Source organism: Pedobacter sp. TM02, assembly GCF_059705275.1.
The window spans coordinates 3306919-3320990 of sequence record NZ_AP046530.1; the positions used below are offsets into that span (position 1 = coordinate 3306919).

The 14072-nt window shown below is 43.3% G+C and carries 17 protein-coding genes; 13 read left to right on the forward strand and 4 right to left on the reverse strand.

The window, feature by feature from the left end; all coding sequences use genetic code 11:
- The first annotated feature begins 153 nt into the window (after positions 1–153).
- The 4 genes from AC6H1S_RS14120 to AC6H1S_RS14135 are packed head-to-tail and all read left to right on the forward strand — an operon-like array spanning position 154 to position 2864.
- Positions 154–804: a hypothetical protein gene (locus tag AC6H1S_RS14120; RefSeq protein ID WP_497564009.1), complete on the forward strand. Its 651-nt coding sequence runs from the start codon at positions 154–156 to the stop codon at positions 802–804.
- A 2-nt stretch (positions 805–806) separates the two neighbouring features.
- The gene (locus AC6H1S_RS14125; RefSeq protein ID WP_199140661.1) at positions 807–1466 is read left to right on the forward strand and encodes a hypothetical protein; all 660 of its coding nucleotides are present in this window, start codon (positions 807–809) and stop codon (positions 1464–1466) included.
- A 26-nt stretch (positions 1467–1492) separates the two neighbouring features.
- A complete protein-coding gene (locus tag AC6H1S_RS14130) occupies positions 1493–2218 on the forward strand; it encodes a sensor histidine kinase (RefSeq protein ID WP_199140662.1) in 726 nt (241 codons plus the stop codon).
- A 1-nt stretch (position 2219) separates the two neighbouring features.
- Positions 2220–2864: a response regulator transcription factor gene (locus AC6H1S_RS14135; protein ID WP_199140663.1), complete on the forward strand. Its 645-nt coding sequence runs from the start codon at positions 2220–2222 to the stop codon at positions 2862–2864.
- A 57-nt stretch (positions 2865–2921) separates the two neighbouring features.
- Here AC6H1S_RS14135 and AC6H1S_RS14140 read toward each other — a convergent pair whose 3' ends face one another.
- A complete protein-coding gene (locus AC6H1S_RS14140; protein WP_199140664.1) occupies positions 2922–3332 on the reverse strand; it encodes a hypothetical protein in 411 nt (136 codons plus the stop codon).
- A 97-nt stretch (positions 3333–3429) separates the two neighbouring features.
- Between AC6H1S_RS14140 and AC6H1S_RS14145 the strand changes: the two genes are divergently transcribed.
- On the forward strand, positions 3430–3957 hold the full coding sequence (locus AC6H1S_RS14145; RefSeq protein WP_497564010.1) for a hypothetical protein: 528 nt from the start codon (positions 3430–3432) through the stop codon (positions 3955–3957).
- Between the two features lie 63 nt (positions 3958–4020).
- Here AC6H1S_RS14145 and AC6H1S_RS14150 read toward each other — a convergent pair whose 3' ends face one another.
- Positions 4021–6240, reverse strand: coding sequence for an NADP-dependent isocitrate dehydrogenase (locus AC6H1S_RS14150; RefSeq protein WP_199140666.1), 2220 nt, complete (start codon positions 6238–6240; stop codon positions 4021–4023).
- 334 nt (positions 6241–6574) lie between these two features.
- On the opposite strand from AC6H1S_RS14150, the gene AC6H1S_RS14155 reads away from it, so the two are divergent.
- A complete protein-coding gene (locus AC6H1S_RS14155; protein WP_497564011.1) occupies positions 6575–7081 on the forward strand; it encodes a GNAT family N-acetyltransferase in 507 nt (168 codons plus the stop codon).
- Positions 7082–7119: 38 nt separating this feature from the next.
- Positions 7120–7839, forward strand: coding sequence for a hypothetical protein (locus AC6H1S_RS14160; protein ID WP_497564012.1), 720 nt, complete (start codon positions 7120–7122; stop codon positions 7837–7839).
- Positions 7840–7874: 35 nt separating this feature from the next.
- Here the strand turns inward: AC6H1S_RS14160 and AC6H1S_RS14165 are convergent, their stop codons facing one another.
- Entirely contained in the window at positions 7875–8510 is a 636-nt protein-coding gene (locus AC6H1S_RS14165; RefSeq protein WP_497564013.1) for a response regulator transcription factor, read from the reverse strand.
- A 269-nt stretch (positions 8511–8779) separates the two neighbouring features.
- Between AC6H1S_RS14165 and AC6H1S_RS14170 the strand changes: the two genes are divergently transcribed.
- Both AC6H1S_RS14170 and AC6H1S_RS14175 read left to right on the forward strand, forming a co-directional pair.
- On the forward strand, positions 8780–9217 hold the full coding sequence (locus tag AC6H1S_RS14170) for a hypothetical protein (protein ID WP_497564014.1): 438 nt from the start codon (positions 8780–8782) through the stop codon (positions 9215–9217).
- Positions 9218–9406: 189 nt separating this feature from the next.
- A complete protein-coding gene (locus AC6H1S_RS14175) occupies positions 9407–11461 on the forward strand; it encodes a TonB-dependent receptor (RefSeq protein ID WP_497564015.1) in 2055 nt (684 codons plus the stop codon).
- A 41-nt stretch (positions 11462–11502) separates the two neighbouring features.
- Here AC6H1S_RS14175 and AC6H1S_RS14180 read toward each other — a convergent pair whose 3' ends face one another.
- Entirely contained in the window at positions 11503–11847 is a 345-nt protein-coding gene (locus AC6H1S_RS14180) for a single-stranded DNA-binding protein (protein WP_199139164.1), read from the reverse strand.
- A 204-nt stretch (positions 11848–12051) separates the two neighbouring features.
- On the opposite strand from AC6H1S_RS14180, the gene AC6H1S_RS14185 reads away from it, so the two are divergent.
- From AC6H1S_RS14185 to AC6H1S_RS14200, 4 genes are all read left to right on the forward strand, one after another.
- Positions 12052–12399, forward strand: a complete 348-nt coding sequence (locus AC6H1S_RS14185; RefSeq protein WP_199139166.1) for a hypothetical protein — start codon at positions 12052–12054, stop codon at positions 12397–12399.
- 58 nt (positions 12400–12457) lie between these two features.
- Entirely contained in the window at positions 12458–12631 is a 174-nt protein-coding gene (locus tag AC6H1S_RS14190) for a hypothetical protein (protein WP_497564016.1), read from the forward strand.
- 87 nt (positions 12632–12718) lie between these two features.
- Positions 12719–13174 (forward strand): nuclear transport factor 2 family protein, encoded by a 456-nt coding sequence (locus tag AC6H1S_RS14195; protein ID WP_497564017.1) that lies wholly within the window; start codon positions 12719–12721, stop codon positions 13172–13174.
- A gap of 105 nt (positions 13175–13279) precedes the next feature.
- Positions 13280–13864, forward strand: a complete 585-nt coding sequence (locus AC6H1S_RS14200) for a DUF1572 domain-containing protein (protein WP_497564018.1) — start codon at positions 13280–13282, stop codon at positions 13862–13864.
- Positions 13865–14072: the final 208 nt, after the last annotated feature.

Genomic DNA, 14072 nt, shown 5'->3' on the forward strand with positions numbered 1-14072 from the left:
CAAACTGAATCTTGCTGTTTGTTCAACGGGAATTTTTACCGTTGTTTAACGGTGGTAAAAACGGTTTAACAGCCCTGTTTTTTTCGGCATAACCTGCGCTATTTTGCATAATTAAAAAGTATATTTATTCTAATAACCCCTCAACCCAACCAAATGGAAAAGAAACACTTAACCCTCATCATCGCAGTACTCGTTATTGCATTTGGCGCCTATGTTTACTATTATCCGCCTACCCGAACAGATTCCAGGTCTCCACGCTCCAGACCGAGCACATTACGCTTCAAACTGATAGAGGAGATGGTTGACAACTACAGGCAGACACAGCTCAAAGCCATCGAAAACGCAGGAGCAGGTGCCGTACCCAATGATGCCAATTCCATTTTATTTGACCTCGACACGCTCAAAAAATTCATTAATGATATAGAGAGCATTGTTGCAGCTAAGCAACCCGACGGCGGTAAAAAGCTCGCCATCCGAATGTATTATGCGGCCTATCCATCAAACACCAAATGGGCTTATCCAGGGTACGAAGACTTGGGAAAACTCTTAGGCAATGACATTACCCGGCTTTATGAAAAAAAACACACCTTAATTCTATTGCCTGCCATCAGAAACAAAAGGGGTGTTTACGCCGATTTTAATCCACTAGACCTCAGCACTTATGAAGGATTTAAAAAGAGAAGCCTCAAACAAATGAGTTTCATCATGGTGAAGGACGAAAGATCGGACGAGATGAATGTGATGGCCCTAAACCATGGGCAGATCATACCGCCAGCAACTGTTGATGGACAAGCTTTTCAATAACCATGGTAGTATTTAGCAATACGCAAAAAATATTGAGCGAGGTGCTGATTTGGGTACAGCTTTTAACAGCGCTAGTAGCCTTATTTTATTTACCTCAGCTCAAAAACAGTCATTGGAAGTGGCTGAGCTATTATTGCTGCGCCGTTTTTTTGATGGAAGCTTTTGCCAAGTGGGGATTGAAGAACCATCCATCCTCCATCAGCAAGTACTATGATTTTTTTGTTATTCCGATTGAATTTATATTTTTCTATTGGGTATACGCCATCAAATCGCTAAACAGGCCAAAGCTGTTTTGGGTTATTGTAGGCATATGCTGCATTTCGTTTTTACCCTATTTTACCATCATCCCCAAACCTGGCATGATGCTGTCTCTAAGTTATACGGTAGGCACCGTGCTATTGATGTTGCTGGTTATTTTAGAAATCTTAAAGCAGATCAAATCCGAGAAAATACTCCTGTTTCATACCAATTACATGTTCTACATCAACATAGGCATCATCTTATTTTATGTAGGCACCTTGCCTTTTTTCTCGTTTTATAATCTACTTTTAGGCGAACCTGATTTGTGGAGCATTTATTATACTTTTTTCTTGATTGCTAACAATTTGATGTACCTGTTATTTACTGCGGCTTTTATATGGGGCAAACCGAATACTTATTAGTTATTATTCTATTTAATGTTTTTTTATTGGCATTTATTGTGGCCATCATTGCGTTTGTAGTTCAATATAAAAACAAAAAGAAGGAGAACCTCATGCAGCTGCAGCAACAACAGGTGCTGCACCAAAAGGAATTGTTGGCCGCGCAGATAGAGATCCAAACCCAAACCATGCAACACATTGGACGCGAAATACACGATAACGTTGGGCAAAAACTTACTTTGGCGAGTCTTTACACCCAGCAATTGGCTTTTGAAAACGAGGCCTTACCCATTAACGATAAAATTACAGGGATCGGCGAATTGATCAATGATGCCCTGTCGGAATTGAGACACCTATCTAAATCACTGACAGATAACCATATAGACGCCAACGACATTGCCGTTTTGCTACAGGAAGAATTTGCCAAAATTGAGGTGCTAAAAAAATATAAGCTCAATTTAACCACCGAAGCCGAACCTATACCCTTAAATTATCAAACCAAAAGCCTATTGTTAAGGGTAGTGCAAGAGTTTATCCAAAATAGCATTAAACATGCGGCCTGTCTGACCATTTCGGCTGCTTTGAGGAAGAATGATAAGCAATTAATTCTAACTTTAAGTGACGATGGCAAAGGCTTTGACCCCGAAAAACCAAGTGGCAAAGGCATTGGCTTAAGCAATATGAAAAAAAGAATTGCCTTGATTGGGGGCAATTATGCAATGGAAAGCATAGCAGGGAGCGGAACAACATTAACCATCCAAATTTCGATATAACATGAAAACTAGCATTGTAATTGTTGATGATCATATCTTAATCGCTAAAGCTTTAAGCAGCATTCTGGCAAACTTTGACCAATTCGAGGTGCTATACGAATGTGAAAACGGCAAAGAACTGCAGGACAGGTGCCAACATCCCAAAAATGTTCCCAATGTGGTCTTGCTGGATATCAGCATGCCGATAATGGATGGCTTTGAAACCGCTGCTTGGCTTAAGGCAACCCATCCCGAAGTACTCATCATGGCGCTAAGTATGCAAAATGACGAACAAAGCCTAATCAAAATGATCAAAAGCGGCGCTAAAGGCTACCTGCTCAAAAACGTACATCCAACCGCACTGGCCGAAGCCTTGAACTACCTGGTCAAAAATGGGTATTACTATCCCGAATGGGCCGCCAATAAAGTATTTTCCAGCCTCTGCAACGAAAGCAAGGAATCCGATAAAAAAGATCTTTTTAGCAACAGGGAAAAAATGTTCTTGCGCTTTACCGTAACCGAAATGAGTTATAAGGAAATTGCCAATCAAATGAACTGCAGTACCAGAACTGTTGAGGGATACAGAGATAGCCTATTTGAAAAACTGGAACTCAAAACGCGCGTAGGCTTAGCCGTTTATGCCATTAAAAACGGATACGACAGCTGAATTACCAGCCCGTTCCATCAGCTCAGAAGGTCTGGCTATCGATTAGGAAATAGGGTTTTAATACCCATCATTTTTCGGGTAGCCTTCTTCATCCAGATCGTCACGGTAGTCTTCTTCGGTTCTACCCAAAATTTCATCTTCCGGACTCAACAAAACGCTTTCGCCTTCATTGTCTACGTGCATGCCCAACTCTTCTAGCTCATCGTCGGCTATTTCTTCTTTTCCGGCATACTCATCGCCTACATAGGGGTTGGCCTCATCATAGGTCGAATCATCGTTTACCGCACCCGCCGAAACCGTATCATAATTTAACGGATGGTCGTAATCGCTATCGGTAGGCTTTACATCGTATTCAAAGCTTTTCTTGTTCTTGTCGTAAGAAAGCTCATTAAGGTCTTTTGTTTCGCCCAAATTATCGGCATGAAGCTTATCGGTGGCTTTTTTTGGTTCGTTGGTTGAATTGCTCATGGCATTGAATTTTGTTGATGGTATAACTTTAGGAAAGTAAATTTTGTTTTATCAAAGGTAATTATTTAAATTAACTAAAATTTTAGTTATAAGGATTATGAAAAAGCTCCGCATCATTTCCCTGTCTATCATCTTTTACCTGTTTTACCTGCTTTTTACACAACTGCTTTTTGCCGACGACAACTTGGTACAGCTCAAGGGCAAACTGCTGAAGAAGGACAATTTTATGCAACTGGATCATAACCAACAGAACCATCCTGTCAATTATGCGTGCCTGAGCTTTATGTTGCAAAGAGACAAAAGACTGTATGTGCTCAGATTGGATGTTGATGGCCTTGCCGAAGGCTTTAGGGTATTAAAGGGTGTTGACCTATCGTTGGGCAAGGCTAGTGAAATAGTTGTTTGGATCAAAAAATCGGATCGTTACAAGGTAAGGCCCAAAGTTTACAAAGTAGAGTCAGATGGTTTATCGGTTTTTGAACTGCCCTATCGGCCGGGCAATAATGCTTTTTTGTTCATGATGCTGGCTTTGTTGGCCCTTGCTTTTGCCACCACTTACTATCTGCCCAAAGCTTCGGCAGCCAGAAACTGGAGATTGTTGCAAAGAAGGCCCAACTACATCTGAACTGAATAAAAAAGCCCTCCTGCATGAGCAAGAGGGCTTTGATTACCAAGTTACATCTGATGATTAAAGGCTAGCCAAAGCAACGTTCAATGTTTCGCTCGGACGCATGGCTTTAGAAGCCAAATCGTCACTTGGGTTATAGTAACCTCCAATGTTTTGCGGTTTGCCTTGCGCATCAATCAGCTCTTTCGAAATCTGGGCTTCGTTAGCAGCCAAAATCTTGGCTAATGGTGCAAACCTGGCTTGCAACTCGGCATCTTTGCTTTGTGTGGCCAAAGCCTCGGCCCAATACAAAGCCAAATAGAAATGTGATCCACGGTTGTCTATCGTCCCCAGCTTTCTGCCCGGCGATTTATCTGTAGCCAAAAACTTGGCATTAGCCTCGTCAAGCGCATCGGCCAAAACCTGTGCTTTTGCATTATTTTGGGTTTGCGACAAATGTTCTAGCGAAGCCTGAAGCGCCAAAAACTCGCCCAATGAATCCCAGCGCAAATAGCCTTCTTGGATAAACTGCTCGATGTGTTTAGGGGCCGAACCACCAGCACCGGTTTCGAATAGGCCACCACCATTCATTAACGGAACGATAGACAGCATCTTGGCCGAAGTACCCAGTTCTAAGATCGGGAACAAATCGGTGAGGTAATCGCGCAATACGTTTCCGGTAACCGAAATGGTATCTAATCCTTTGCGGATCCTCTCTAACGAGAACTTGGTGGCTTCGATTGGCGAAAGGATACGGATATCCAAACCAGTAGTATCGTAATCAGGAAGGTATTTATTTACTTTGGCAATGATTTCTCTATCGTGTGCACGGTTTTCGTCTAACCAGAAAACTGCTGGCGTAGCCGACAAACGCGCTCTGTTAACCGCCAATTTGATCCAATCCTGGATTGGGGCATCTTTGGTTTGGCACATGCGGAAGATGTCTCCGGCTTCTACTTTTTGTTCGAAGAAAACCTTGCCATTGGCATCGCTTACGCGGAAGGCACCATCGGCAGTTGCCTGGAAAGTTTTATCGTGCGAACCATATTCTTCTGCTTTTTGCGCCATAAGGCCTACGTTTGGTACTGAACCCATGGTAGTAGGATCGAATGCGCCGTGGGCCTTGCAATCGTTGATGGTAGCGGTATAAACGCCGGCATAGCAGCGGTCTGGAATCAAGGCAAAAGTATCTTGCTGCTTGCCATCTTTGTCCCACATCTGGCCAGAAGTACGGATCATGGCTGGCATTGAGGCATCTACAATTACATCAGAGGGCACATGCAGGTTGGTAATACCTTTGTCTGAATTAACCATCGCCAAGGCAGGGCCATTTGCAATTGTAGCGGCCAGTGCGGCTTCTACTTCCGCTTGTTCAGGTCTGCCGGCAATTTTGGCATAAACATCGCCCAAGCCGTTGCGGGTATCTACATTCAGCTCCTTAAACAAGCTTGCGTATTTGGCAAATACATCGGCAAAATACACTTCAACAATTGCCCCAAAAATAATCGGATCCGAAACCTTCATCATGGTTGCCTTCAAGTGTGCCGACAACAATACGCCAGCGGCTTTAGCAGCCGCAATTTCTTTGGCCACGAATGCTTTCAAGGCTTTAAGGCTCATGGTCGAGCTATCGATTACCTCTCCTGCTTTTAACGGCGAAAGTCCCTTCATTTCGGTAACTGCACCGTTATGGTCAACAAACTCGATTTTAAACTGGGTAGCTTCAGGCACAGTCACCGATTTTTCTGAACTGTAGAAATCGCCTTCGGTCATGCTCACTACCTGCGTCTTAGAATCGGCAGACCAGGCACCCATAGAATGTGGGTTGGCTTTGGCGTAATTTTTTACGGCCTTTGGCGCCCTGCGGTCTGAATTACCTTCGCGCAACACTGGGTTTACAGCTGAGCCCAACACCTTGCCGTATTTGGCTTTGATGCTTTTTTCTGCTTCGGTTTGTGCATCTTCAGGATAATTCGGAATGGCAAAGCCTTGCGACTGCAATTCGGCAATAGCGCCTTTCAATTGTGGAATAGAAGCTGAAATATTCGGCAATTTAATGATATTGGCTTCTGGTGTGGTAGCCAATTGGCCAAGTTCAGCCAAGGCATCGCCGATTTTTTGGTCGTCTTTTAAAAATTCTGGGAAATTGGCCAAAATCCTTCCGGCCAACGAAATATCTCTTGTTTCTACATCAATACCAGCTGAAGCGGTAAAAGCTTGTACAATGGGCAAAAATGAATAAGTGGCCAACATTGGCGCTTCATCTGTTTTGGTATAGATGATCTTTGATGTATTTGACATATAAACTGATTTTACTAATTAGGTTATTTGGCCGGCATTGCTGCATCATTGGCCTTTAAATCGGCTAAAGATAAAATAAACAGATGAATTTATAGCCATCGAACTGTTAATTTGTGGGGCAAGGCCACCGCCCGAGCCATAAAGGCCTTGTGATTTAACTTGTCTAAAAACCTTACCTTTATACGCAGCTCAAAGTTTGTGGAACTAGCAGCCAATCCGGCCAATTTCAGGCTCCTCACCAACACCTTGAACCAAAACAAAAGCGAATACGACCACCTGCCTGAACCTATTTTCCATTAGTGCTTTTACGGAAGAAAGCTTAGCTTTACGGGCAATGATCAACACTCAACGCCTCAAATTACTGCCCTTAAGCCACAACCAATTAGCCAAATACATTGCCAACAACGGCTCTTTGGAAGCCGAGTTGGGCTTAAGCCTTCGCCCCGAGCGCATTTCTTCGGCCATGAAACGGGCTTTGCAGGAAAATCTCTTACCCGAAGCCGTTGATACCGGCAGGAACCATTATTTCACTACTTTATGGGTACTCATCCTCAAGTCGGCTAATGGCATTATCGGCGACTTGTGCTTTGTTGGCGAACCCGACGAGGAAGGCGAGGTTGAGATCGGCTATGCTACTTATGAAGATTTCAGGAACAAGGGCTATATGACCGAAGCCGTAGCGGCCATCATCCAATGGACAAAAACCCAAGAAGATGTAAAATCGATATTTGCCGAAACGGCCAAAGACAATCCGGCTTCTTTCGCCGTATTTACCAAAAACAACTTCAAACAAGTGGGCGAAGCGGATGGCCTTTTTTATTGGAGATTAGTGATAAGTTAATCGTATTTGCGAACTTTGTAAAATAAATGAACATCAGGATGAAACCAATCAGAATATTAATGCTGCTGTTGCTAGCCGGGCATTGTGCTTTTGCCCAAACAGAATTAGGGATCTCTTTTAACTCCGGATCATTTTCATTTAAAGGGCAGTCAGTAGCCGCTGTAAGTTTTTTAAACGCCAGCACCGGCACGGTGAACAAGGTTTATGCTAACGATGCCTATGGCAATAAAAGCGGATTAGGCTACGGTTTGTCTTTGAACGCAAAAAGAATATTGAAAGACGATTTCCTGGTAGGTTTGGATGTAGGCTACGAAAAAATGAACGGCAAAGTAGCCATCGAGCAGGTAGCCGTTTACAACGGTACCACCAATGTGGCCTACAATGCCAGTGGCTACAGAAAGCTAAATCTCGATTTCATCAACCTCTATCCATCTTTCGGCTATCGAATCCATGCTAATCCGGTCGACATTGATTTAACTGCCGGAATAGATTTTGGCTTTATCGTCAAAGCCGAAGAAAACGGTACCATTACGGCCTCTAACGGAACTAAATTTAACGGTACGGTAGGCCGGAAAAATATAAGCACAGATGTAAGACCAAGGGCGCAGGTGGCGGCCAAATTCAAAAAATACGGTGCATATGTCGGTTATTCGTATGGATTGAGCAACTATATGGCTGGGGTGATTGGCGGCAGCACCAGCGATGCTACTTCAAGAATTTGGAGGTTTGGCTTGTCTTATACCTTTTTCAACTTCTAGCATTTTGCATTTCAGGATTACTGTGCAACTTGAATTTAAGTCAACCCATGCAAAGTAGCCAGCTTAATCAGTTCGGCTACATTTTTAGCCCCGAATTTCTGCATGAGGTTTCGGCGGTGGGTTTCGATGGTGAGCGGACTGATGAAAAGCTTATGGCCGATATCAGCGGTGGTAAGGCCTGTGGCAATCAATGGCAGGATTTCTTTTTCCCTCGCCGTTAATGTCGGAAATCCTTGGGGCATAATGGTTGATGGCCTGGCCATAATTCCCTTTACCTCTTCGCTCAGGGCTACTTGACCACGAATAGCCGTATTCAAACAATCCATGAGTTCGGTGGCCGATGCGTTTTTCAGTAGATAACCACTTGCTCCATGTTGCAAAGCCTGCATGACAATGCTTCTTTCGCTATGGTTGCTCAGGATGATAATGTTGGTTTCGGGATGCTTTTGCTTGATTTCCTTGCATAAATCCAAACCGTTCTTATCGGGCAAGGTAATGTCGAGCAGCACAATATCCACAATTACACCGTTCAAGAACTTCAAAAACGATTCGCCGGTATGAAACGACCCTACCATGTCGATATGTGGTTTATCCAAAAGCAAAAGCTTAAGGCCTTCTACAACAATCGGATGATCATCCACTATGGCTAAAGTTATTTTTTCGGGCAGCATGCACTTCAATATTTAGGCTGTTTTTACCAATTCGCGGAATAAAGTTCCACTTTTTCAGCGCTCTTCCAACGAGAGGGTTAAACTAGGCATTTGAATAGTTTTTCTCAAAAAAATCAGAAAAATCCATGAAAACCAGTAGACAAATTTCATGGCATACGGGTATTTAAAATCATGCTTCCACCTACTAAGTTTGGGTATGGTTAGCCAGTAAAAAACACTGGCTCTGGAGAAAAAAATTACAAGTCGTTAGAATTCAAAAATAACAGGTTATGAAAAACATCTTTTTATTCGTGTTTGCGGTCGCTCTCTTATTGAGTGCCAACCAATCTTTAGCGCAGAATGCCGTAGACCGTGGGCTGGGGAAAGCCAAAGAGGTAGGAAATACCGTTGATAATGCCAAAAACACAGCCGACAAACTGCTGGGCCTGTTTGGCAAAAAGAAAAAAACCGAGGCCGAGAGCACTACCGTTATTTCGATCAATGGCGGCACGTTGGCTACCATCAAACAAATCAAGACCGATATTGAAGCCTGTAAAGGCGTTACCGAAAGCGCCATGAAGTTTAGCTCAACCGGCTCAAAAATCACGGTTAAGCATGCCGGCACTACCGAAGATTTATTAAAACTATTGCAGACCAAATCAACAGCTTTTGGCGATAAAAATATTACCGGAATAGATGAAGGCGAAATCGGCCTTAAGGTAAACTAATTTAAGATTGTTTTTAAAGTAAACAGCTTAGTGAGTTCAAGGGCTGCCTTAAGGGGTAGCCTTTGTTGTTTATATTCGGCTTATAAAATTGAAAAAACTGGTTTATATTTGATCGCCATGCTGCTAAAGGCGGGCAAGCCTTGTCGTTAGCTTATTAGTGTCCCATCATCTGTACTCAATTTTTTCAAAGTGAAATTAATTGCCACCTTCCTGCTTGTGTTTGCCGTGCATGTTGTCCACGCCCAAACCTCAAATGCTGATAGTACCCAAAAGCTGAGCGAGGTAATCGTTAAGGGATACTTTAATCCACAAACTTTGCTACGCACACCGGCCGCAGTTAACCTGCTAGACAGCAACCAATTTCAAAACCAGCCCAGGGCCTCCTTAATAAGCCTTGCGAATACCGTTCCGGGCGTGAGAATGGAGGAAAGGTCGCCCGGCAGCTATCGGCTTTCGTTGCGGGGCAGCTTATTGCGTTCGCCCTTTGGCATTCGAAATGTAAAAATATACTTCGCCGATTTTCCACTTACAGATGCCGGTGGCAATACTTACCTCAATCTCATCGACTTGGCTGGCATCGGCAACCTCGAAATTTATAAGGGCCCGGAAGCCAGCACATTTGGTGCAAACACAGGTGGTGCCCTGTTGATCAATCCGCTTTTAAAAGCAAAAAACGAAATCGAGCTTGGAGTAGATGCCGGATCTTACGGTCTTTTCCACCAAATGGCTAGTGTTGATCGGGTTTATCCCCATTATCGTTTCAATATAACCGAGGGCTATCAAAGAAGTGATGGCTACCGGCAAAATAGTGCCTTGCAAAGAAAGTATGTACAAACTACGCAACAATGGAACTACAATTTAAGGGGGCAACTAAAGGCTTTCGTATTTTTTAGCGACCTCAGCTATGAAACCCCTGGTGGATTAACCGCACAGCAACTGGCATCGAACCCTAGACTGGCCAGGCCTGCTACACCAACCCTGCCTGGCGCAGTTAGTCAGCAGGCAGGCATCTACAATCAAAGCATTTTTGGTGGCTTGGCCAATCAATACCAAATAAATCCGCACTTTAAACATATAATTGCTGTTTTCGGGAGCTATACCGATTTTAAAAACCCTTTCATCACCAATTTCGAAAAACGTAAAGAAAGCACGTTTGGCCTACGCACCTTGGTACAATTTGAAACTGCCAGTACCAATTTCGGTTATTATGTACAGGCTGGCGTAGAAATGGCCAATACCCATAGCGACATTCGCAATTTCAATAATGACCGGGGAACAACTGCGGCATTACAAGCTGCCGACGCCTTGAATGCGAGTCTGCGTTTTGCCTTTTTAAGAATGAACTTCGATATTAGTCAACGTTGGCTAATTGAGCTTGGCTCGAGCCTCAATTTTTTCAGGTACAGCTATCAGAGCTACTTTCCCCTCAACATTGCCAAGCGCAAGCGAAGTTTTGATGCACAATGGATGCCCAAAATTGGCAGTTCTTTTTTGGTAAATGCTAACCTATCGCTCCGGGCGTCGGTAAGCAAAGGCTATTCGCCTCCTACATTGGCTGAAGTAAGGTCGTCAGACAACATCATCAATAACAACCTGCAAGCTGAAGCGGGATGGAACTATGAGGCGGGCTTAAGGTGGAAAACTAACGGTCAGCGCTTTTATGTAGATGGCAGTATTTATGAATTTCGTTTAAAAGATGCAATTGTAAGGCGCCTCAACGCCAATGACATAGAATATTTTATCAATGCCGGTGGTACCCAACAACGCGGAATCGAATTAATGGCTTCCTGGTCTATTATCCGCAACCATGCCACAAACCTGATCAGCAATCTGCAATTAAACAGCGCTTATACTTATGCCCATTATCGTTTTGTTGACTTCAAAAATGCAAACCAGGATTACTCTGGAAATCGTTTAACCGGAATTCCTAGCCATGTTTGGTACAATAGCCTAGCACTTGAACTGAAACAGCGCTTTTTCTTTTTTGTACAACAAAGCTATAGTACATCCATACCGCTTAACGATGCTAATACCTTCTATGCCAAAAACTACTTCTTAACAGACCTTAAAGTTGGGGGCAGAAATTTGCGCTTGGGCAGCAAGCTGGCAAGTATAAATATTGGCATCAACAACCTCTTTAACCGAAGCTACAGTTTAGGCAACGACTTAAATGCGGCCGGCAACAGGTTTTACAACCCTGCTCCAGGCATTAACTATTATGCCGGCCTTTCGTTAAAGCTATAGAAGAAAGATGGGCGCCATTGCTGGCGCCCATTGCAACAAACTTAATTTGCGACATCTGTTTCCCTAATGTTAACCTCCGTTACCACTATGTCTGTAGTATAGCGCTTGCTTCCGTCTTTTGCATCATAAGTACCGCTCTGCAACCTCCCTTCAATCTGCAATGGCGTGCCTTTCTTGATATGCGCTTCGGCAAAGTCTGCCTTCGCATTCCAAAAAGTCAGCGTAAACCATTGGGTTTTCCTAACCTCTTCCCCTGTTGCACTTTTGTAGCGCTCGTTCACGGCTAAATTTACCCGTGCCAACTTCTGATTGCCCGATAGGGCCTTAACTTCCGCATCGCCACCGGCGAAACCGCTCAATACTACTTTGTTTGTTACATTTTCCATGTGCTTCAATTTTAAGTGACTAAATAATTAACGAACAGCAACCTCTTGCCGACTATACAAAATTGAATTGTTGAGGGAAAATAATCGGAAGTTAACCGCGTATATCCGTATATAACCGGATATAAAACAGTAATCGGATAAAGTGGTGGCGATATCCGTTTCTTTTTGTAAATTGAACCGTCATCCCATGCAAAAACTACCACTATGGAACGCTGCTGCCTGGACTGCAATGCGCCCATTAAAGGGCGTGCCGACAAAAAATTCTGCGACGACCAATGCCGCAGCCATTACAACAATTGCCTAAAAGCTGACAACTGCAGCTTGATGAAACAGGTTAACCAGATCTTAAAAAAGAACCGAGACCTCCTCAAAGCCCAAAATGCCGATGGCACAGTAAAACTGCATAAAAACGACCTCGTTAAAAAAGGCTTCGACTTCAAATACCACACCCACACCCTCGTTACCACCAATGGAGGCACCTATTTCTTTTGTTACGAATACGGCTATCTGGTTTTAGAAAACAGCGAACTCCTACTGGTTAAACGTGAGTAGTCCATTTTTCGGCAACCCATTTTCCGATACCATGTAAATACTTTTTATATTTACCTTGATGGAAAACAAAGAATTCAGGGAAATCGCAGCCCAATTCAGGCACCCCAGTGGAGCAAAGCGATCGGAAATGGCTGTTATGATGAACAAGACCAAGATTGGCATGACCATGGATGCCATCAAAAATCTCGTCCTCAAACCCACGATCAGCTATCGGAAACTATACAATATTTAAAAAATGGAAAGCCTTGTTGCTCAACAGCCTTTCTAAATAAAAGCCAATAAATACCTCAATCATCCCTTTAACCTAAACAACAAAACCATGAAATCATTCGCCTTGATGCTTCTACTCGGTTCGTTCTTATTTGCATGTAGCGGCAAAAACGAGTCGCAAAGTACCGAAAACACCAAAATAACGAACAGCAACGAAGCATTGATCAAACAGTATTTCGATTACTTTAATCAACACAATTGGACCAAAATGGCTGCGATGTATGCCGATACCGCCGATTTTAAAGACCCGTCACTGGGCAAGGGCATCGTAAAGCAAACCCGTGCACAAACCATTAAAAAATACAGCGAACTGCAGCAGCTGTTTCCGAATGTAAAAGACAGCCTTGTGAATATTTATCCAGCCGGAGATAAACATATCGTAGTAGAATTTATATCAACCGGCACCGCATCAGACAAATCGAGTTTCGACATGCCGATTTGCACCATTTTCACTATCGAAAAAGGACTGATCACCAAAGACTTTACCTATTACGACAATTTTTAAAGACCATAAAAAATCCTGGCATAACCAGCATTTGCTTGCGAACAATAATGCTGCTAACTTTAATTGGCCCCGGCAACAGGGCACCAAAAAATTCAATAACCGCTCATGGAAAGTTATTTAGAAAGCGTCAGAAAACAGTTGGCCTATTATAAGCAGCTGGGCGATAAAACGTTCGACCAATTAACCGAAAATCAATTGTTTTGGCAGTACAACGACGACAGCAACAGCATTGCCATGATTGTTAAACATTTATGGGGCAACATGCTGTCGAGATGGACTGATTTTCTGACCACCGATGGGGAAAAGCCCAGTAGAGACCGTGAGGCCGAATTTGTAAACGACATCAAAAACAGGCAGGAATTACTGACCAAGTGGAATGAAGGTTGGCAATGTCTTTTCGATGCCATTAATCCCTTAACCGAAGCCGATTTGAGCAGGGAAATCTTCATTCGCAACCAGGGCCACACCGTAATGGAAGCTATCAACAGGCAACTGGCGCACTACCCCTACCACGTAGGACAAATTGTATTTTTGGGAAAGATGCTTTGCAACCAGCATTGGCAATCGCTTTCTATCCCCAAGGGTAGTTCGGTTGCTTTTAATGCCGAGAAGTTTGCGCAGCCCAAACACAGGCAGCATTTTACCGACGAATTTCTAGACCGGCGTGGCTATGATGAGGAAGCCGACTGACCAATTGAAGCAAGGTTTTAGCTGTGCAATTAAACCACCATTCCCTATGCAAAGGGTCTAAATTTGAGTCAAAAATCAAAATACAGGTAAAAAAAATTACTTTTTTACCTGCATTTTAACACAACAAAGCCTTGCTGTCAAGCCGTATCAAAATAGATTTGGTCCGTTGTCGAAAAATCACATTTTACGGCGTTTAGAATGTGCCAAA